We start from the raw sequence: 20,337 nt of genomic DNA on the forward strand, positions 1-20,337 counted from the left end.
GCGCTCAGCCGACCCGGCGTAGCAACAAGAGTGCCCCGGCGCTGAACACCAGCGGCGGCGCCAGTGCCGCGAGCAGCGGGCTCAACCCGAAGAGCAGCGCCAGATAAGCCAGGGTGCGGCTGATCAGATAGTAGAGAATGCCGATCAACACCCCGGCGAACAGGCGCCGCCCCATCCCCGTACTGCGCGCCGAACCGAGCAGGATCGGGATCGCCACGAAGATCATCGACAGGGTCAGCACCGGGTGCAACACCTTGCCCCAGAAGGCGACCTCGTAGGCGCCGGCGTCCTGACCATTGACGCGCATGAAGTGGATGTACTTGTAGAGCCCCCACACCGGTAGCGCCTGGGGTTCGGCCACCACCACCTTGAGCAAGCCCGGATCGAGCATCGAGTCCCAACGCGCCTGGGCGATCCGCTCGACCTGCACCCCCTCTGGCCGCACCCGACTGCGCGCGATCCCCTGCAACACCCAGCCATCGTCGACATAGCGCGCCTCGGCGGCATAGGTCGCCACCAGGGTGCCTGCGGCAGTATCGACCTGGAAGATGGAGATATCACGCAGATTGGTGCCGGAGCGGATCTCGCGGATGTTGACATAGGCACCGTCGTCGACCGCCCAGAAACCGTCTGCGGTCTGCTGCGCCACCTCACCGGAGAGCGCCTCGCGCCTGAGTTCGACGCCGCGCTGCTCGGCCAGTGGCGCCAGCACCTCACCGAGCACCACCGCCAGTACCGCCAGTACCGCACCACCGAGCATCGCCGCACGCACGATCTGCCCCACCGACACCCCGGCGGCGCGCAACGCCACCAGCTCCGAGCGACTCGCCAGCGCGCCCAGGCCGACCAGCGCGCCGATCAGGGTCGCGATCGGGAAGAGCTGATAGGCATACCCCGGCAGGCTCAGCAACATGAAGGTCAGGGCACCGCCGAGCCCATACCCCTCGACCCCAGCGGCCTCCATCTCGTCGGCGAGCACGAAGAAACCGAGCAGGGGCAGCAACACCCCGAGCGTCACCAGGGTGCCGACGACGACGGCCCCACCGAGATAGCGATCGATGATCCGCATCGCTCAGCGCCGCCCCCAACGGGCGATGCGAGACGAACAGGGGGCCAGGGAGCCGAGTTTCAGCACACGCATTTCTTCCGGTAGACTCGATGATCACATCCTAACATCCGGACGCGCACCAACCGTCACGCGATCGGCCCGGGCGCGCCGGGATGGCGCATCGCGCCCGAACACCTCTCGCGGCTCCGCGGCCGCCACCCAGCCGGGTGCGCCGACCCGTACCGCCTTTGCAGGAGTCCAGCATGGAATTCAAGACCAAGACCGGCGACCTCGCCAAGCAAAAGACCCCCTGTCTCGTCCTCGGCGTCTTCGAGAAGCACAAGCTCGGCGGCCCCGCCGAGGCCATCGACAAGGCCTGCGACGGCAAGCTCGGCGCGCTGTTGAAGAAGGGCGACATGAGCGGCGAGAGCGGCCGTACCCTGCTGCTCTACGGCCTGCCCGGGGTGGCCGCCGAGCGGGTGCTGCTGGTCGGCTGCGGCAAGCGTAAGGAGTTCGATCGCGCTGCCCAGCGCAAGGCCGTCGCCGCTGCGATCGACGCCCTCACCCAGTACAACGCCAGTGAGGCGCTGTGCACCCTCGTCGAGCCCTTGCCGAACCAATCCAACCGCTACCAGACGCTGCGCGACACCGTCGTCACCGCCGCCGGACGTGACTATCGCTACACCCACACCAAGGACGCCAAGAAGCAGCCCAAGGTCGCGCTCAAGCGACTGGTGTTGTGGGTCGAGAAGAAGGCACAGCAGGGCGTAGCCGAGCGCGCCATCGCCCACGGCGAGGCGATGGCCGAGGGCATCGCCCTGGCACGTGAACTCGGCAACCTGCCGGGCAACATCTGCACCCCGAGCTATCTCGCCGAGCAGGCCGAGACGCTGGCCACCGAGCACCCCCGCCTCACCACCGAGATCCTCGACGAGGCGGCGATGGCCGAGCTGGGCATGGGCGCGCTGCTCTCGGTCTCGCACGGCAGTCGCCAGCCGGCGAAACTGATCGTGATGCACTACCGCGGCGGCGCCAAGGACGCCAAACCAGTGGTGCTGGTCGGCAAGGGGCTGACCTTCGACGCCGGCGGCATCTCGCTCAAACCCGCCGCCAAGATGGACGAGATGAAGTACGACATGTGCGGCGGGGCGAGTGTGTTCGGCGCGCTACGGGCGGCCTGCACGCTGGAGCTGCCGATCAACCTCGTCGGTGTGGTGCCGGCCTCGGAGAACCTGCCCGACGGCGCCGCCAACAAGCCTGGCGACATCGTCACCAGCATGTCGGGCCAGACCATCGAGATCCTCAACACCGACGCCGAGGGCCGACTGATCCTCTGCGACGCGCTCACCTACAGCAAGCGCTTCGACCCCGAGCTGGTGATCGACATGGCCACCCTCACCGGGGCCTGCATGATCGCGCTCGGCGCCCACGCCTCGGGGCTGTTCACCACCGACGACGCGCTGGCCGAGGAGATCCTCGGTGCCGGCGAGCGGACCGGTGATCGCGCTTGGCGGATGCCGCTGTGGGACGACTACCAGTCGCAGCTCGACAGCAACTTCGCCGACATGGCCAACGTCGGTGGCCGTGAGGGTGGCGCCATCACCGCCGCCTGCTTCCTCTCACGCTTCACCAAGGACTATCGCTGGGCACACCTCGATATCGCCGGTACCGCCTGGCTCGGCGGGCAGGAAAAGGGTGGCACCGGCCGGCCGGTGGCACTACTCACCGAGCTGTTGCTGGCACGCGCCGGGGTCGAGTGCGCCACCGACTAAGGCGCCTCGCCCTGCCCGCGCCGCTCGGCGTGGGCAGCATGCGCCCCCGGCGCCGCCAGCCAAGGCCCGCCGGGGCATCACCCCACCGAGACACCCGTAGCGCCAGGTGCGATACCCGGTGAGACTGGCCCAGCACCAGCCAACCCCACCCGCTATCAGCCGCCATCGAGCGGTGATCGACATCGACCGCCGTTTCCCCGCCCCCGGCACCAACACCCGCGCCTCGACCACACCGGGATGGCCCTACCCCATATCCCAGCTATGCTCATCGGCATGGCCCGACATCGGGCACAACCCCTCGAACGCCACGGTACAAACCCGACGGATGCGTCCCCGCACGCTTGGCAAAGGCTTTGAAAACGACCGCGCCACCATGACTTAAATCGAGATCACATCCTCACCGTCGCCGCCCCACACCCACTCCCACCAACCAGCATTGGCCGGGACCGCATCCCGTATCGGGCATGAATCGAGAGGGACAACCGCCTCTCGACATCAGGCAGACGACCGAACAAACGACCACACGAGAGACGCAGCGCACGGCTACCATATACAGCAACCGATCGTTGGGGTGCGTCTGGAGCGATGACAGTCCCCGACCAAACCGCCCCGGCCAACGCCGGGGAGACGCGGTTCAACGCGCGCGAGCGCGACCCGGGCCCGAGAAGTCAGCGGCATGTTCCATAAGAATTCAATAAAATTCAAACTGATATTCGTGATCTCACTGATCACGTTACTGTTGATGTGCCTGCTCTTCTTCATGCAGCTCTACAACTCGTTCCGGCTCGAAGCGGAGATCGAGCGCAGCAGCATCAACACCCTGCAGGACTATATCGAGCAGGAGCACACCGCCCTACTCGACAAGTTCGAGGACGACATCGAGCACTACCTGCAGATGATGGCGTTGACCGTTTCCCACGAGCTCTACAACCTCAACCTGCGCTCGCTCCAGGACAAGGCCGACAAGTTCATCCAACACCAGGCGATCTGCTCGATCGCGGTGGTCGACCACCTCACCCACGAGGCCGTCGCCAGCTCGCAACGCACGGGACAGTCCGACTGCATGCCGCGCACCCTCGAGATCGTCTACAACGACGAACCCATCGGTCGGCTCGAGGTGGAATACACCCTGACCCCTATTCAGCAGTTCATCGGGGAAAAACGTCATCAACTGCACGAGGCGCGCGCCCATCTGCACGAGGACATCGCCACCGCCACCCGCCACAGCATCATCATCCAGACCATCATCTATCTGGTCGTCGCCCTGGTGCTGGTGCGCCTGACCGCACACCAGATCAACCGCAACATCATCGCCCCCATCTACGCCCTGATGCATGACATGCAGCGCATGCACAGCCAGGACCCGGTCGCCCTCCAGCTCCGCAACCGCCCCCACGGCAACGACGAACTCGGCAAGCTCAGTCGCTACTTCTACGACAACATCGCCGAGCTGATCTCCCAGCTCAACCAACGCGCCAATTACGACAGCCTCACCCGATTACTCTCGCGTCAGCGCCTGATCTACGACATCGAGCATGCCTCCAGCTTCAACCTAGCGATCCTCGATATCGACCGCTTCAAGGAGGTCAACAACTTCCTCGGTATGAACGCCGGCGACGACTTCCTGCGCTCGACCGCCACCCTGTTGCGCCAGTTCTTCGCCCACCAGCCCTACGCCATCTATCGTCTCAACGGCGACGAGTTCGCCATCTTCGACGCCCAGGGTGACGACCTGCAGACCTTCGAGATGCACGTCCAGGCCTTCGTCGAACGCTTCGGCAACAAGGAGCAGACCGTCAAGGGCGAGACCATCACCGCCTCGATCAGCGCCGGCATCGCCAGCAGCCGCCATCCCAGCCCAATCGTCGCCGCCACCACCGCACTCAAATACGCCAAGCTCAAGCGCACCAAGATCGCCACCTTCCAGGAGGACCTGCCGATCCTCAAGGAGTACCAGCAGAACCTCAAGACCACCCGCATCATCCGCAAGGCGATCACTCAGGACTGGATCATGCCCTATTTCCAGCCGATCCAGGACGTGCGCACCGGGCGCATCGGCAAGTACGAGGCGCTGATGCGCATCAGCGATGCCGATGGCACCATCTATGCTCCGGCCGAGTTCCTCGCCGCCGCCAAGCGCTCCGGCAACTACAAGGAGCTGTCGGCGAGCATGATCCGCAAATCGGTCGCCTGCTTCAGCGCCACCGAACTGATCCTCGGGCTCAACCTCTCGATCGAGGACATTGAGGAGAGCGACATCCTCACCACCCTGGAGTCGCTGCAACAGCAATACGGCATCATGAATCGGCTGATCTTCGAGATCACCGAACAGGAAGGCTTCTCCAGCCCGGAGCGGATCAAGGCGTTCATCGACCAGGTCAAGCGACTCGGGGCCCGGGTGGCGATCGACGACTTCGGCAGCGGCTACTCCAACTTCGAGACCCTGATCCACCTCGACATCGACTTCCTCAAGATCGACGGCTCGTTGATCAAGAACATCCTCACCGACCCTCATGCCGAGGTCATCGTCGAGACCATCGTCGACTTCGCCCGACGCCTCGGCATCAAGACCATCGCCGAGTTCGTCAGCGACGAGGCCATCTACCAGCGGATCACCGCCATGGGCGTCGACTTCGCCCAGGGCTACCACATCGGCAAACCCGCCCCACTGATCAGCCACAAGATTCGCGGCACCGGGCATTGAGGCGGCGCGGCTAGGGTATAATTCGCCACCATGAACCCGTTCTCGCTGCTGCACCTCTCCTCCGGGCCGATCCGCAACCGTCTGCTGCGCGATCTCATCCTGCTGGTCGCCGGCACCGTCGGCCTACTGGTGCTGATCAACGTGCTGCTGATCGACGACATCAAGCACGACCTCGCCGGCAACCGTATCGAATCGGCCTCGGCGCTGGTACGCGACGAGGTCCGCGGCCTGCTCCTCCCGGTGCAGCAACAACTGCTGATCGTACGCGACGGCATGGAAAGCGCCGGGCTCGGCCCACTCGACGAACGGGCGCTCAACGAGCGTCTCACCCCTATCCTCGCCCACATGCCCCAGGTCGCCGGCGCCATCGAGGCCGGTGCCGACGGCGCCGAGTACTTCCTCGGGCGCACCCGTGAGGGTTGGCTGACCCGAGTGCGCGACCCCAAGGATCCACAACAGCTACGCATCACCCACTGGGACGCCCAGCTCCAGCCACACGAGCAGCGAGAACAGAGCAGCGACTACGACCCCCGTAACCGCCCCTGGTATCGCAACGCCGCCGCCAACCCCGACACCCTGGTGTGGAGCGCCCCCTACATCTTCGCCTCGCTCGGCGTGCCCGGCACCACCGTCGCCATCGCCCGCGAACAACAGGGCGAACTGCGGGTGAGCGCACTCGACATCACCCTAGAGCGCATCGTCGGCACCATCGCTCAACTCGAACTGCCACCCGGTGGCTACGGCTTCCTGTTCAACAACGACGGTGGCGTCTTCGTCCCCTCGGCCGAGGCGCGCAACGACTACGCCAGCAACCATGTCGCCAGCTTCTTCTCCGCCCACGAACGCCTCGGCGGACCGCTGGCCTTCGACGCCGTGGCCGCCTGGAAGGCCGCCGGGCGCCCGGACGAGGGGCTGGTGCGCTTTCGCAGCGACGGGCGCATGTGGTGGGGCGGCTTCCGCCCGCTGACCGATCACCCCGAGGGCGCCTGGGTCGCCGTCGCGCTGCCGGTCTCGGCCACCCTCACCATCCTCCAGAGCCGCTGGCACATCGTTGCGCTCACTGCGCTCGCCATCCTCGCCGCCAGCCTCACCATGGCCTCGGTGGTGGTACGCAAGTACAGTCGCCAGCTGCGCGACCTGCCCCGCCTCACCATCGACCGCCGCCACCCCCAACAAGACCTGCGCGAACTCATCCGTGGCGGCGAAGGCGCGCACCTGGAGTTCAAGTCCACCATGCGGATGAACCTCCACACCAAGACCCCTGGCAAGGAGATCGAACTGGCCTGGCTCAAGGGAGTGACCGCCTTCCTCAACACCGAGGGTGGCATCCTGCTGATGGGCGTGGCCGACGACGGCACCCTGCTCGGCATGGAGGCCGACAAGTTCGACAACGAGGACAAGTGCCAACTGCACTTCAAGAACCTGCTCAACCAGCACCTCGGCCCCGAATACGCCCGCTACGTGCGCTTCTTCCTCCTCGACCTCGACGGTGTGCGCATCGGCGCGGTCGAGTGCGAACGCGCCGATGCGCCGGTATTCCTCCACGACGACAAGAAGCGCGAGCTGTTCATCATCCGCAGCGGCCCCTCCAACATCGAGCTGTCGATCAGCCGCGCACTGAAGTACATCCGCACCCGTTTCTGAGTCCGGCCTCCACAATCTTTCCGCAATCGCTGCACCGAACCTGCACGCGCGCCACCTAACCTGAAGGTGTCGGAGCAAACGGGCTCCACCGCCGCCAAGCGGCGCGCCCATTCCAACCAGCAGGAGCGCAGAAGATCATGAACACCCGACTCGACACCCGCCGCATCCGTGGCATCGCAATCGCCGTCGGCCTCGTCATCGCCGCCCCGGTCGCACTCGCCATGCCCTTCGGTCCCGGCTACGGCTATGCCCCCGGCGACGAGCTACCCATGCCCATGGCCCGCATGGCCGACCGCTTCGACCTCGATGAGGCCCAGCGCGAACAGCTTCGTACCATCATCGACGAGGCGCGCCAGACCCGTGAACAGCAGCGCCTCGAGGTTCGCAAGCAGATCAACGACATCCTCACCGACGCACAACGCACCGAGCGCGACCGACTCAGCGAGCGACGTATCGAACGGCGCGTCGACCGACTCGACAGACGTGTCGACCTGAGTGCCGAACAGGCCAAAACACTCACCGAACTGTTCCAGCGCCAACACCAGCAGCTCGACCTCACCCGCACCGAGCTGCGCGAGGCGGTCGCCGAGATCCTCACCGAGGAGCAGCGCGCCGCCCTCGACACCCCGATGCCGCGAGGCGGATACCATCACCCGATGCGCCACTACGGCCCAATGCATGGTGGCTATCCGATGATGCCCGGTGATTGCGACCGGTTCTGACCTCTCACCCAATCACTGCACAATAAAATCGGCGCGCCTTAATGACGCGCCGATTTTATTTTGAAGCAAAAAAAATTTTATTGATCCAAAGATTCTTTGTAATCTTCTCTCGGGTAGAGAGAGCACACTTTAATTCTCAATACCAATCGACGCACTCATCTTTTCTTTAATCATCAAAGAGCCACACTCAACACCCAGTCCATTATTGACGACCCAAGCCCCAGGGCTATCGCAGGGCCATCGCATCAAGGATCTCTAATATTGAAATGCGCTAATATCTTTAGATATCAGTATATTGTCACCAAATTGCATCGAAACCCCGTCGTTACTCTCACGAAAGATCTCGGACTGCGCAAGACAAGATCCACAACTGGAGCGAGGCTTCGTCTTGATCATGGCGCCAAGAAGCAAGCCTTCGGCGAAACCTCGTCTTGACAAACGAGCGCCGAACTCTCTATCGCATTGAATTATATAAAATATAAGCAATGTCGAATATTAAGAGTGCTTGATGCGATAGCCCTGAGGGCTATCGCATCACCCTTTCCTAATATTCTGTTTCCTGGAAGGTGTTGATGCGATAGCCCTGCGTAGCGCTTTGCTGGCCTGCGCATACAGGCTTCAATCCTTGTTGTAGTGGATTGAGCATTGCGGCGCGGGGCAGTGCCTGGCGGGGGATCGAGCCATCGAGGTTTCAATCCTTGTTGTAGTGGATTGAGCATTGCGGCCTATCGTTGGAACCCGGAGGCCAGGTGGTGGACCCGTTTCAATCCTTGTTGTAGTGGATTGAGCATTGCGGCGCCAGGACTTATGGGTCAGGTTAGTAGGCTAGACTCGTTTCAATCCTTGTTGTAGTGGATTGAGCATTGCGGCTTCGGCATAAACCTATGGGGCCGCCAGACTACCGGCGTTTCAATCCTTGTTGTAGTGGATTGAGCATTGCGGCCGTAGCACGGCTCCACAAAGGGCGCGCCGGGGTGCGTTTCAATCCTTGTTGTAGTGGATTGAGCATTGCGGCGCCGCTTACGACTCATGTTGATGAGCGCCTGTGCATGTTTCAATCCTTGTTGTAGTGGATTGAGCATTGCGGCCGTCTGCCAACGTTTTGAGCCTGGATCATGCACTGGGTTTCAATCCTTGTTGTAGTGGATTGAGCATTGCGGCTTGATACTGTTGGCGCTGTTACGGGGCATGATCCAAAGTTTCAATCCTTGTTGTAGTGGATTGAGCATTGCGGCGCCGCTTTTGGTCCGGGGTCGGTTGGCCTTATTGCTGTTTCAATCCTTGTTGTAGTGGATTGAGCATTGCGGCGCTCCCGGGGACCACTGTAGTGGTCCTCCACCACGGTTTCAATCCTTGTTGTAGTGGATTGAGCATTGCGGCCTGCAAGCGGCGGCGACCGTGGACATCAGCGATGTGTTTCAATCCTTGTTGTAGTGGATTGAGCATTGCGGCTGTGCTGCCGGTGTTGGCCGTGGAGGCTGCCGGCAAGTTTCAATCCTTGTTGTAGTGGATTGAGCATTGCGGCAATCTGTTGCTTAGACGCAGTGATATTAGCATTAGAGGGTTTCAATCCTTGTTGTAGTGGATTGAGCATTGCGGCTCGCCAAGGCGTGGCGCTTCTGGTGCTCCGGTTACGGGTTTCAATCCTTGTTGTAGTGGATTGAGCATTGCGGCAGGATCAGACAAGTCAAGGATCTCTTCTGGCTTGGTGTTTCAATCCTTGTTGTAGTGGATTGAGCATTGCGGCGATCCAAGAGGACGTCTCTGGCAGCTGTGACCTCGAGTTTCAATCCTTGTTGTAGTGGATTGAGCATTGCGGCCTTGTTGAGCTGATCCATGAGGGGAAGGATGAATATGTTTCAATCCTTGTTGTAGTGGATTGAGCATTGCGGCCCCGTGAAGATGGCGGCACTTGCCTTCGTGGCCGAGTTTCAATCCTTGTTGTAGTGGATTGAGCATTGCGGCCGCAGAGATCCTTTCGCTGCTCGACGAATTGTTGCTGTTTCAATCCTTGTTGTAGTGGATTGAGCATTGCGGCCCCCAATCAGTGATCTGTCGACCATTGATCGTTAGTAGTTTCAATCCTTGTTGTAGTGGATTGAGCATTGCGGCGGGCCACATCTTGCGGTGGCGGTTCTATGACGTCACGTTTCAATCCTTGTTGTAGTGGATTGAGCATTGCGGCGCGCCGTGTGGGCGTGGCGCGCGCCCGCCGCCGGTGTTTCAATCCTTGTTGTAGTGGATTGAGCATTGCGGCGCAGCTCGGCAAGATCGTGCTGCACCTGACTGAGGCGTTTCAATCCTTGTTGTAGTGGATTGAGCATTGCGGCACTCGATAGGATATTGTGTGTATTGGACACCCGCTTGTTTCAATCCTTGTTGTAGTGGATTGAGCATTGCGGCGATTGCGTAACACACAAGGAAACCAATACTTGTGGTGTTTCAATCCTTGTTGTAGTGGATTGAGCATTGCGGCGATACCGCGCTACGGTTGATTTGTCGCGGAGGTAACGCGTTTCAATCCTTGTTGTAGTGGATTGAGCATTGCGGCTGCCCAGGGATCTCGGCCCCCTTCATAGCGTATCCGAGTTTCAATCCTTGTTGTAGTGGATTGAGCATTGCGGCAGATCCAGCCGGGCCGGGTTGGTGCCCTCGGACGGAGTTTCAATCCTTGTTGTAGTGGATTGAGCATTGCGGCACGCAGTGCTTGAGGATACGCTGGAAGCGGGTGTCGTTTCAATCCTTGTTGTAGTGGATTGAGCATTGCGGCCTTGTGCTGTTGAAGGCAAAGCGTGTAGCCGTAGGCGTTTCAATCCTTGTTGTAGTGGATTGAGCATTGCGGCCGGTGTGGGACCACGCCAGCGCCGTATAGCAGTTGGGGTTTCAATCCTTGTTGTAGTGGATTGAGCATTGCGGCTACCCACCGTAATCCGCTTCACACACGCCGGTAACGTTTCAATCCTTGTTGTAGTGGATTGAGCATTGCGGCTGTTCTTCGATCCGCCGATTGGCGTCAGCCATGTTCAGTTTCAATCCTTGTTGTAGTGGATTGAGCATTGCGGCACGATGGCGCTTATCCACCGGTCGGGCGTGACCATGGTTTCAATCCTTGTTGTAGTGGATTGAGCATTGCGGCACGCTGGCCGTAGTCGAACGTGACCGCGTGGACATGTTTCAATCCTTGTTGTAGTGGATTGAGCATTGCGGCTACACACCAGTGGGGTCGCCAGGGTGACGACCCCGAGTTTCAATCCTTGTTGTAGTGGATTGAGCATTGCGGCCCGATGCGGAAACGCGGGTCTAGCCGTGTGGTTACATGTTTCAATCCTTGTTGTAGTGGATTGAGCATTGCGGCCGCCGGTCTTTCGTTTCGCCCCAATACCGTTGTGGGGTTTCAATCCTTGTTGTAGTGGATTGAGCATTGCGGCATGACAATCAGCCACCGTCGACAATCCCGCACCATGAGTTTCAATCCTTGTTGTAGTGGATTGAGCATTGCGGCAGCGAGCCGAGGCCTAGAGCCCAGTTAGCTGTCGAGGGTTTCAATCCTTGTTGTAGTGGATTGAGCATTGCGGCCTCGCGCAGCGCTGAGAGGCCGGTGACCGGGTCTTCGTTTCAATCCTTGTTGTAGTGGATTGAGCATTGCGGCCGCAAATTCTCCAAAAAAACATAAAATTCAGTTACATAACCCTGAAAAACAAGTGCTCTAAAAGTGCGTTTCAGAGTGGAAATCGGCTGAAAAACACCTGAAAAAAGCGCTCCCTGCATCGAAAAAACTCAAAAAATATCAAAATACTCAAAGACTTGCAGCGCCCACGCGATCAAGCGCAGATATTTTTGTAACAGCAGTCTTCACAACGCAAGGGCGAGCGGGTGCGCGCCGGTAGTCTGCCTGTCTCGATGATATCAAAGATCTCGTCGACCAGACGCTGGGTCTGCGTAATCCCGGCCGGGGTCACGGGCACCTCGATCAGATGGCTGCCGTCGCGAATATAGGCGACGAACCCGCGCTCGACCGGCAATTCATATGTCTCGGCGATCAGCATCGCATACAGCAGGATCTGTGTCTCATGGGTCTTGAACACCTGTTCGCGACGCGGGGTGTATTTGTAGTCCAGTGGTGCCATGGTGCCGTCGGCGAGCCACAGCACCTCGTCGACGATACCGCGCAGCCGCAACCTCGGCGATGCCAGATAGACCTCAGTTTCGCGTCGAGTGGCACCAATGCGACGACGCAGATAATCGCGATTCTCCACCGAGCGGCGCCGATGTACCTCGCGCCCACGCAACACCTTGTAGCGCTGGTCTTCGTGCTGGGCGATGTGCTGCACGTTCATGAACCAGGTGAAGCGCGGACAATAGACGTGTTCGAGCACCTCCGATGGCGTCACCATCGGCGTCGTCTCGGTGTCGTCGGACCACTCGCTCATAGGAACAGCGCCCGCACCTGGTCGGTCACCAAGCGCTTGTCGAAGGCCTGACCGAGCACCACCACCTTTCTGAAATCGCTCTCGCACAGCGGGAAGATGTAGACCGAGTCCACCTCGGGATCGATCTGCTCCTCGACCTGCAACCGCAGCTCGTCGAGCCGGTTACGCTCGATGGTGCCGAGGAACACCGATTTCTGTACCCGATAGAGACCGGCCTCCTTGCACAGCTTGGCGATGCGCCCGCGCGGCTTGTCGGCGACGATGTCGTAGATGATCCACACCAGGGTCTCAGTCGTTTTCATCAGGCCCCCTCCCGATCCAATCGTTGGCGAGTCGGTGGCAATCGAGCTGTACGCTGTCGCGTCGCTTGATACGACGGTTGCGATAGCGGATCTGCTCATCGAGATGGGCACCGAAGCGCTCCATCAGCACCGCCTTGCCCTGCTTGTTGAGGATCAGCCCGTTGTGCAGCGGGTCGAACAGCTCGGGCTTGACCTTGCGCGCAGCGAACAGCCCGACCACGGTCTCGTCGGCCCAGATGCGATAGCACTCGATCAGGTCGAAGACCAGCGACTTCTTGCGGTAGTGGTCGGTGTGAACGAAACCGACGTAGGGGTCGAGCCCGGCGAGGATGCAGGCGCGCTCGACGGTGCCGTAGAGCACCCCGTAGCTGTAGTTGAGCAGGCAGTTGAAGGGATCGCGCGCGGGGTTGCGCGAACGCGCGTCGAAGCGCTGCGACTCGGGCAGCAGCAGATTCACCGCCTCCCAGTAGGTCCGCCCCGCCCGTCCTTCGAGCCCCATGATGGTCTCGCGCTGCGCGTCGAGCAGCCCGTCGAGCGCATCGAGCGCATCGCGATGAACGCGCAGCGCATCGATGCGCCGGGTCAGCTCGGCGCTCAACCGGCTGCGCCGCGAACGCGCCTCGCCGAGAAAGCGGATCTGGTTGTCGAGCTTGCGCACGACCCAGCCAAGCGCCAAGCGCAGGCCCGCCTCAGTATCGGCGAGCCGTAGCTGGGCACGGCGGATCGCGGTGGTCGAGCCGGGGCGCCCGTGCCAGACCCGTGCGTAGGGATCACCGACGCGGTCGAGGAAGACGATATCGATGTTCTTCTCGATTGCCAGCTGAATGGCATCGGTCGACAGGCTCGCCCCGGTAGTGATGAGGATCGAGCGCACCTTGCGTGCGGCGACCTCCTGCTGCTGCTCCTTGATGCGCACCACGAACAGCTCGCCCCGGCGGTGCAGATAGGTCCCGAAGGTGGTGAGGATCAACTCCATCGATCGACTCCCGGGCACAGGCCCGAACAACGCTCAGCCAAGCAGTGATGGGGCACACCGCCCCAAGACGTCACTCGCTGGCGACGAGACAGCCATAGCCATGGCTGACGGCGTGCCCACAGGCCACGCCGTCGGGCAGCACGGCGTTGGTGGCGAACTCACCGACCAACCCGAGCAACCGCTCGCCCTTGTAGTGACAGGTGCGCTGGCGGTGGGCGATAAAGGTCACATAGAGCCGCTCCGGGAAGGTGACCCCCAGACCGCGCAGCATCATCAGCAGGCTCGCAGTCAGCAACCGCTCGCACTCACGGCGCTGGGCCGGCGCGCCGAGCTGGCGATAGCGCCGATAGTTCTCCTGGTTGAACAGCAGCACCGGGGTGTCGAACCGATAGCGCAGCAGCCGCTGCGCCACGCCGAAGGTCCCGGTCCCGGCGCGTACCGTGGCATCGGTCACCTGTACCGGCTCGTCGCCGAGGCGCAGCCTCAGATCGAGCCAGGGCAGATCGAGTAACCGTTGCACCGCCTCGGCCCAGCCCACCACCAGTCCCTGCCCCGCGTGCCAGCGATACTGCACCCGAGGGTAGCGAAAGAGCGGCCGACCGGTGGCCGGGTCGTGCTGGTGGAAGAGCGCGTCCTCGCGAAAGGCGTTACCCAACGCACCGCGTAACTGGCGGATACGCGGCTCGGCCTCGCCGCTGAGTTCGCGATCCCAGCGCAGACCGATCCGAGCCTGGGGGATCTCGGCTAGAAGATGCATGATGACTCCTCGATGGGTAGTGCGACGAAGCCGGCGGCGCGATCATAGGTCGCGGGACCGGCCTCGATACGGTTGATCTCGTCGCGGTCGACCCCCTCGCCATCGCGAACATGGACCTGGATCACCCGCTCGTGGAAGGCGCGTTTGAAGGCGCGGAAAGCGCGTTTCTGCTCGGCCGGTCCGAGCGTCGGATCATCGCGCAGGGCGCGATAGCGCGCCCACAGCCGGGCATCGGCGGGGCGACGCACCACGAACAACGCCACCAGTGCCGGCGCCGACTCGATCAGCCGAAAGCCTTGCTCGACCCCGAGCAGATCACCGCGCGCGAGCAGCTCGTCGACCCGCGTCTGGTCCTGACGCGCCCAACAACCGCTGAAATAATCCTGGCTGAGGCTGAGGAACTCGGCCTCGTCCCAGTAGGCGCGCGTGCCCAGACACTCCTGGGTGACATCGATCAGCGCCGCGTCGTAGACACGCCGCCACAGCGGCTCGCCGGGGCTGGCATCGGCACGTGTGGCGCACAGCTGCCACAGATGCACCTCGCCGGCGCCATCGGCCTCGGCGTGACGGTTACAGCGACCGGCGGCCTGGATGATCGAGTCGAGCGGCGCCAGGTCGCGATGCACCACCGGAAAGCTGAGGTCCACCCCGGCCTCGACGAGTTGGGTGGCGACCACCACTACGGGCTCGCCACGCGCGCGCAGGCGTTGGATCAGACGAATCCGCGCGCGGCGGTCGAACGGGGTGAGATCGGTCGAGAGCGCCACCAGCGGCCGTCCCGAGAGGCGCTCGCGCAGCTGCACGAACAGCGCTCGCACCGCCCGGCGACGATTGAGCACCACCAGGGTGGCGCGCCGATCATCGGCCAGCACCGCTGCCAACCGCTCACCGAAGGCATCGAGGGTGAGCGGCTCGCGGTGATGGGCATGGAGCCGGGTGCGGGCGAGCGCGCGGAAGTGGGCCTCGTGGTCGGGCAACAGCTCGACCGCGTCACCTGGGCGGAAGATCAGCGGCCGGGTCGCGGTGAGCAGCACGATGCGCGCACCATAGACACGCGCGGCGGTCATGAACAACTGCCGTAGCGCCGCCCAGTAACGCAGCGGCAGCGCCTGCACCTCGTCGAGCAGGATCAGCGCGCCGGTCAGCTGACCGGCACGCTTGAGGTTGGCGTTGCGCGGACTGAGCAGGGTGTGGAGCAGTTGATGGAAGGTCGTCACCACCAGCTCGCTCTGCCAGGTCTCGACCAGCAGGGCGCCGGCGCCATCGGCCTCGTACTCGTTCTCGGCGTCGCGATAGCGCGGTTCGCTGAGGTGATGGTGCTTGAGCAGCAGGTCCTCGCGTGCGTCCAGCCCGGACTCGGCGAGCACACCACGCAGCACCGCATGGTTCTGATCGATCACCGAGGTGAACGGCAGACAGTAGATGATGCGGGGCGCCACCGCGTCGCGCTGCTCGATCAACGCCCGCAACCGCAGCGCGGCATCGAGCAGGCTCAGGGTCTTGCCCGCCCCGGTCGGCGCGGTCAGGGTCAGCAGCGGCGCCTCGGGGTGCGCCGCCCAGGTGGCGGCGACGGCCTCGGCGATCCGCGCACGACGGGCATCGAGCGAGTCGGGCGCGGGCGCGGGCTCGAAGTGGCGCGCCTTGTAGCGGCGAACCGCATCGACCGGCAACGACTGACGCCACCGCGGCGCCCCGGCCAGGGCGGTATCGGTCTTGTCCAGCGCCAGCAGCGCGCCGAACCCGGCGAGCAGCGTCAACGCCTCGTCGAGCGCGGTGAAGGCACGACGCAGTCGCGAACCGGCCACCGCCCGCCCGCGCAGTCCCGCCTCGATCGTCTCGGGGTCGGGGACCGACAGCGGCGCGGTGAGCTGGAGCCGCTCCAGCAGCCAGCCATGGATGCCCGCCAGATCGAGCGCGCCGAGCTGGGTGCGCAACACGCAATCGGGCTCGGCGAACGCGGCACGGGTCCGCGCCAGGAGCTGCGACCAGTGATCGAAGGTGAGTGCGCCATGATGGCGCCGCACCGCGATGAACAACGCCAGCCGCTGCCACAACGGCCAGTCGAGCGCACCGCTGTAGTGCCAGGCGAGCAAGGCGCCCAACTCGGCATGATGACTGAGCGCCGAGCGGCGCCCCCGGCCGAGCAGATAGTCCTGGAACCAGGGGGTCGCCTTGCCGATGTCGTGGAACAGGCCAGCGTGATAGGCGAGCGCACGGATCTCGGGGCACGCGCCGGGGGCGATGCTCGCCGCCGCGCGCTCGGCGACCCGCTGCAGATGCGCGGGCAGCGGGTCGCCCGGGTGGGCCAGGGTCTCAGAGAAAGGCGATGGTCTCGGTGTCGCGGACATGCAGCATCCCCTCCGTGGCCTGGACCCGGATCGGTCCACCGTCATCGGCCACCACTACCTCGCGATAGCGGTGCACCACCCGCTCAGGGTCCATCAGCGTCGGCATCCGCACCCGACGATAGAGCCGACCGTCGTCATAGTGCACCTTGAGCCCATCGCCGATGGGCACCGCGCTCGCCACCCGATACGTCCCCGCCGGCAACGCCCGCGCCTCGCCGGCAGCGACCCAGCGGGTCTCGGCCAGGCAGGCGGCGAGCCCCAGACAGGGGGTGTAGACGCTGTATCCGTCGCGCAGCGACTCGGCCAACCGCGCCGCCTGGTCTGCATCGAGTCCGCCGACATGGATGCGGAAACAGGGATCGCGCAGGAACTCGCAGTTGACCTGAGTATGAGTGTTGGCCCCGGCGCGCGGACGGAAGAAGGCGTCGGTACCGTCCTTGGTCTGCAGCAGGTTGAGCGCCGCGCGCATCACCCGCAGCGGCGCGCGCAGCCCCACTGCCACCCGTACCCGCTCCCAGCCGAGCGCGGCGTGGTAATCCTCCTTGCCGAGGCCGAGCACGGCGCCGAGCAACCCGAGCACCGCCGGGGGCGGCGGCAACGGATAGCTCACCGGACTCATCGCCGAGTAGGGCTTCTTGAACAGCGCAGACTCGCCGCTGAGGTCGAAGGCCAGGACCTGCATGGCTAGAGCTCCAGCGCCTGGGGCTCCAACCCGGCGGCACGGGCGAGCGCGATGAAGTCATCGACCTGCTCACCGGCACGACAACGCAGTCGCGCATCGGCCATCACCCGCAGTCCGGTGAGCCTCGACATCGCCGACCAGCCCTGGAGCAGCTCGCCGACATCGAGGGTGAAGTCGCGGGTCGAGCGCAGCGCGGTGTCCTCGCGGCCCTGGTCGGCGAGCGCGATACGCCGGGGCAGCGCGCCCAACCGATATCCGGGCTGATACTCGGCAACGACCAGCAACAGCGGATCGTGACCGAGCTTGGAATGGGTGTTGAGGTCTGCGGTGCCGCGCCACAGCGCCGCGAGCAGGGCATCGAGATCCGTCGCGCTCATCCGCGTGCGGCGCGCGGCCGCCTCATTGACCACGCCATAGGCCGCGATCAACGCATAGGGCAGCAGCCAGCGCTCGGCAAACGATTTCTGGTTCGACTTGGCATTACCGGCGTAGGCGGCGGTCTGCTGCACCAGGGTCGGACTGACCCGGTGCAGCGAGCGGTTGAAGGCGGCGAACTGGGTCGCGCCGGTGAGCTGCAACGAGGGTTCGTTCTTGCCCAGCGGCAGGGTGGCGCCGAACAGCCGTGCATCGATACAGCCGCTGAGCACCGCCTCCTCCAACGCCTGCCGCCGGGCCTCGCCCTTCTTGTCCCGCGCCACCTCTTTCAGGAACTGCTCGGCGCGATCCTTACCCTCGCAAAGGTGTCCGTCGGCCTTGAGGGTGTCGCGGATCAGCACCTCGCGCCCGGCGGCGAGACGACGCTCGACATCGGGCTCCTGGGCGAGGAAGTAGTCGCGCACGGTGCGCTTGATACGCACGTCGCTGACCGTCGCCTCGCCGGTCTCGGGGTCGGTGCGCGGACGGTTCTCGTCGAGCGGGTCGCCATTGGGGTTGCAGTCCCTGGCCTCGTAGACGAACAGGATCTCGTAGCGATTGGTGATCGGTTGCATGGTGTGGTCCTTGCGCGATGCGATGAACGATGGCTCAGGCGGCGGACTCGGCCGCCGCGCGGTCGAGCTGGCCGATGCGATAGGCGAGGCTGTAGCCGAGGGTGAAGGCGAAGGTGGCCTCCTCGTCGCTGATCGACCAAGTGTCGCCACAGTAGATCCAGGCGTTGGCGAGATCGGGATCGAGTCCGGTGATGACATAGCCGAGCTTGTCGTACTGGGCGAGCTTGGCATGGCCCTCGCGATAGAGTCGGCGCAACTGCTCGCGGGTGAGCACGCGACCGACGAACTTCTTGGCAAAGGGCGCGCCGCCTCGCTCCTGGTGTTGCACCGAGGTGACCTGCGCGACATAGCAGCCGGTGAGGAAGGCCACCACCAGCTCGGGGCGGTGGAAGAAGTCTTGGTGCTCGCGCACATAGCGCCCATAGGCACTGTCCGGGATGACCTCTGACATGACGGGGTGCTCCTTCACGGATGGGGGGACGATCAGGCCGGTGCGCCGGGCGAAGCGGTACAGCCCCCAGGCCTGACGGGTGGTGTAGTGCAGCAGTTTCGGATCGCGGCGACCGATGGCGACCATCCGCGCCACCAGGGCGTGGAGGAAGTGGCGCCGATCGATCGCGCGGGCGGCAAAGAGCGCGGACAGCCAGTCGCGCACCGTCTCGTCGCTCGGCTTGAGACCGGCGTCGGAGAAGTCGCGGAAGGTATTGGCGGTGATCCGCAGCGGCTTGTCCTCCTTCTTGTCCACCTGGATCAGATCGGGCGCCGCGGCGATCTCCTTCACCGCGCGGTGCAACGCCCGCAGCCGGCTCGGCAGGAGCTGCTGCACCTCGGCCTGGACCCGCCAGGCGGCGTTCTGCTTCTTGTAGAACACCAGCGCGAAGGCGAGCTGGTCGCCACGCGCGGCGAAATCGTCGACCAGCTCCAGCTCGTCGGCGACCAGATCCGCGGTGCGGTCGAGCCGGTAGCGCTCCGGGTGCTGCTCCAGGCGCCAGCCCAGCTCCTCGCGCACCTCGGGGTCGTTGCTGTAGGGGAGGATCAGATAGGTCTGACCGGCCATGGAGGCACTCAGCCGACCCTCGACGAGATTGATGGTGTCGGTGATACGCAGCGCGCAGTCGCCGCAGACCGGGAAGTTGCGATGCGCCGCGTCGGCGCGGAAACCACCGGCGATGCTGCCGGGATTGTTGAGGTTGTAGCAGGCGAGCACCGAATAGTTACCGTAGACGGTCCGCCCCGCGCCGCCGCAGACGGCGCAGCAGCCCGACTCGCGCACCCCGCCGCCGGCAAAGGCCCGCAGCGCCTGACGCACCAACACCTCGCGCACCGCCGGCCAGCCGTACACCGGCGCCATCGCTGCATCGGCCCAGTAGAGATAGCCGCGATGGTCGGCGTCCTCGCCGGCTGCCGCGCGCGCCTCGCGCACGGCAGCGAGGATGGTCTCGGACTCGCGCTCGAAGGTTGCAAGCGTCGCCGCGAGCCAGTCGCGCCCTTCGACCGAGACCTCCTCGGCCTCGGCGAGCTGGACGACCGCGCGCTTCAACCGCGCCAGGGTCTTGGTCGGATCTGCATCAGAGAACTTGCAGCACGGGGTGAGGTCGGTCCCGTTCGGCGGCCCCGAGCGATAGACGACCCCCTGGTTGCCGTTGTACGGCTTGCACCCGACCCAGCCGCCGGCTGCGTCGAAGCACAGCGCCTGCCCGCGGTCGTAGTTCTCCGGCATGCCCTCGTTGAGCCGTTCCCAGGCGGCGCGCTCGGGCAGGCAGCGGCTGAATTCGTAAAATCGTTGAAACATCCTTGGTCCCTCGTCCCCCCACCGCGGTCTCTGTGACGGCCATCCAACCACGGCGACCCCGTCGAGGCCAGCGCCACAAGCTTGTCGAGATGCCGTACACATCCCCATGCTATAGCATCGCGTGACACCATCGGTTGGCCCCGGTCAATCCCGGCGAGGCAGCACGCCGAA

The 20,337-nt window shown here is 63.8% G+C and carries 13 protein-coding genes and 1 CRISPR repeat array; of the genes, 4 read left to right on the plus strand and 9 right to left on the minus strand.

The genetic code is table 11. The features are described 5' to 3' along the window. Positions 1–4 precede the first annotated feature (4 nt). Positions 5–1,069: an LPS export ABC transporter permease LptG gene (lptG, locus tag HF203_RS01020; protein ID WP_168665697.1), complete on the minus strand. Its 1,065-nt coding sequence runs from the start codon at positions 1,067–1,069 to the stop codon at positions 5–7. 242 nt (positions 1,070–1,311) lie between these two features. Here lptG and HF203_RS01025 point away from each other — a divergent pair, with 242 nt between their 5' ends. The 4 genes from HF203_RS01025 (at position 1,312) to HF203_RS01040 (ending at position 7,890) form a co-directional block, all read left to right on the plus strand. Continuing rightward, on the plus strand, positions 1,312–2,820 hold the full coding sequence (locus HF203_RS01025; protein ID WP_168665699.1) for a leucyl aminopeptidase: 1,509 nt from the start codon (positions 1,312–1,314) through the stop codon (positions 2,818–2,820). A gap of 715 nt (positions 2,821–3,535) precedes the next feature. Continuing rightward, the gene (locus HF203_RS01030; RefSeq protein ID WP_168665701.1) at positions 3,536–5,524 is read left to right on the plus strand and encodes an EAL domain-containing protein; all 1,989 of its coding nucleotides are present in this window, start codon (positions 3,536–3,538) and stop codon (positions 5,522–5,524) included. A gap of 30 nt (positions 5,525–5,554) precedes the next feature. After that, positions 5,555–7,168 carry an RNA-binding domain-containing protein gene (locus HF203_RS01035; RefSeq protein ID WP_168665703.1) on the plus strand — a complete coding sequence of 538 codons (1,614 nt, stop codon included), beginning with the start codon at positions 5,555–5,557 and terminating at the stop codon, positions 7,166–7,168. 137 nt (positions 7,169–7,305) lie between these two features. Further along, complete coding sequence (locus tag HF203_RS01040; protein WP_168665705.1) at positions 7,306–7,890, plus strand: Spy/CpxP family protein refolding chaperone; 585 nt, start codon at positions 7,306–7,308, stop codon at positions 7,888–7,890. A gap of 615 nt (positions 7,891–8,505) precedes the next feature. After that, a CRISPR array of direct repeats spans positions 8,506–11,539; the repeat unit is 37 nt; unit sequence GTTTCAATCCTTGTTGTAGTGGATTGAGCATTGCGGC. Positions 11,540–11,711: 172 nt separating this feature from the next. Here HF203_RS01040 and cas4 read toward each other — a convergent pair. The 8 genes from cas4 to HF203_RS01080 form a co-directional block, all read right to left on the minus strand. Further along, on the minus strand, positions 11,712–12,284 hold the full coding sequence (gene cas4 / locus HF203_RS01045; protein ID WP_246221595.1) for a CRISPR-associated protein Cas4: 573 nt from the start codon (positions 12,282–12,284) through the stop codon (positions 11,712–11,714). 32 nt (positions 12,285–12,316) lie between these two features. Then, positions 12,317–12,622, minus strand: a complete 306-nt coding sequence (gene cas2 / locus HF203_RS01050) for a CRISPR-associated endonuclease Cas2 (protein WP_168665709.1) — start codon at positions 12,620–12,622, stop codon at positions 12,317–12,319. Then, a complete protein-coding gene (gene cas1 / locus HF203_RS01055) occupies positions 12,609–13,598 on the minus strand; it encodes a CRISPR-associated endonuclease Cas1 (RefSeq protein WP_168665711.1) in 990 nt (329 codons plus the stop codon). Before cas1 ends, cas2 begins: the two co-directional genes overlap by 14 nt. Before the next feature lie 70 nt (positions 13,599–13,668). Next, a complete protein-coding gene (locus HF203_RS01060; RefSeq protein WP_168665713.1) occupies positions 13,669–14,355 on the minus strand; it encodes a CRISPR-associated endonuclease Cas6 in 687 nt (228 codons plus the stop codon). After that, positions 14,343–16,703, minus strand: coding sequence for a CRISPR-associated helicase Cas3' (gene cas3 / locus HF203_RS01065; RefSeq protein ID WP_168665715.1), 2,361 nt, complete (start codon positions 16,701–16,703; stop codon positions 14,343–14,345). Before cas3 ends, HF203_RS01060 begins: the two co-directional genes overlap by 13 nt. Next, positions 16,669–17,385, minus strand: coding sequence for a type I-B CRISPR-associated protein Cas5b (gene cas5b, locus HF203_RS01070; protein WP_168665717.1), 717 nt, complete (start codon positions 17,383–17,385; stop codon positions 16,669–16,671). Before cas5b ends, cas3 begins: the two co-directional genes overlap by 35 nt. Before the next feature lie 2 nt (positions 17,386–17,387). Further along, positions 17,388–18,374 (minus strand): type I-B CRISPR-associated protein Cas7/Csh2, encoded by a 987-nt coding sequence (cas7b, locus tag HF203_RS01075; protein ID WP_168665719.1) that lies wholly within the window; start codon positions 18,372–18,374, stop codon positions 17,388–17,390. 34 nt (positions 18,375–18,408) lie between these two features. After that, on the minus strand, positions 18,409–20,166 hold the full coding sequence (locus HF203_RS01080; protein WP_168665721.1) for a TM1802 family CRISPR-associated protein: 1,758 nt from the start codon (positions 20,164–20,166) through the stop codon (positions 18,409–18,411). Positions 20,167–20,337 lie beyond the last annotated feature (171 nt).

The sequence above is a fragment of the Marichromatium bheemlicum genome (assembly GCF_012276755.1).
Taxonomy (GTDB): domain Bacteria; phylum Pseudomonadota; class Gammaproteobacteria; order Chromatiales; family Chromatiaceae; genus Marichromatium; species Marichromatium bheemlicum.

Excerpts from the sequence above, each read along its gene's own strand:
- cas7b (WP_168665719.1), bottom strand. The coding sequence starts at position 18,374 with ATGCAACCGATCACCAATCGCTACGAGATCCTGTTCGTCTACGAGGCC.
- HF203_RS01025 (WP_168665699.1), top strand. The coding sequence starts at position 1,312 with ATGGAATTCAAGACCAAGACCGGCGACCTCGCCAAGCAAAAGACCCCC.
- HF203_RS01080 (WP_168665721.1), bottom strand. The coding sequence starts at position 20,166 with ATGTTTCAACGATTTTACGAATTCAGCCGCTGCCTGCCCGAGCGCGCC.
- lptG (WP_168665697.1), bottom strand. The coding sequence starts at position 1,069 with ATGCGGATCATCGATCGCTATCTCGGTGGGGCCGTCGTCGTCGGCACC.
- HF203_RS01040 (WP_168665705.1), top strand. The coding sequence starts at position 7,306 with ATGAACACCCGACTCGACACCCGCCGCATCCGTGGCATCGCAATCGCC.
- cas4 (WP_246221595.1), bottom strand. The coding sequence starts at position 12,284 with ATGGTGACGCCATCGGAGGTGCTCGAACACGTCTATTGTCCGCGCTTC.
- cas3 (WP_168665715.1), bottom strand. The coding sequence starts at position 16,703 with ATGTCCGCGACACCGAGACCATCGCCTTTCTCTGAGACCCTGGCCCAC.
- HF203_RS01060 (WP_168665713.1), bottom strand. The coding sequence starts at position 14,355 with ATGCATCTTCTAGCCGAGATCCCCCAGGCTCGGATCGGTCTGCGCTGG.
- HF203_RS01035 (WP_168665703.1), top strand. The coding sequence starts at position 5,555 with ATGAACCCGTTCTCGCTGCTGCACCTCTCCTCCGGGCCGATCCGCAAC.
- cas2 (WP_168665709.1), bottom strand. The coding sequence starts at position 12,622 with ATGAAAACGACTGAGACCCTGGTGTGGATCATCTACGACATCGTCGCC.
- cas1 (WP_168665711.1), bottom strand. The coding sequence starts at position 13,598 with ATGGAGTTGATCCTCACCACCTTCGGGACCTATCTGCACCGCCGGGGC.
- cas5b (WP_168665717.1), bottom strand. The coding sequence starts at position 17,385 with ATGCAGGTCCTGGCCTTCGACCTCAGCGGCGAGTCTGCGCTGTTCAAG.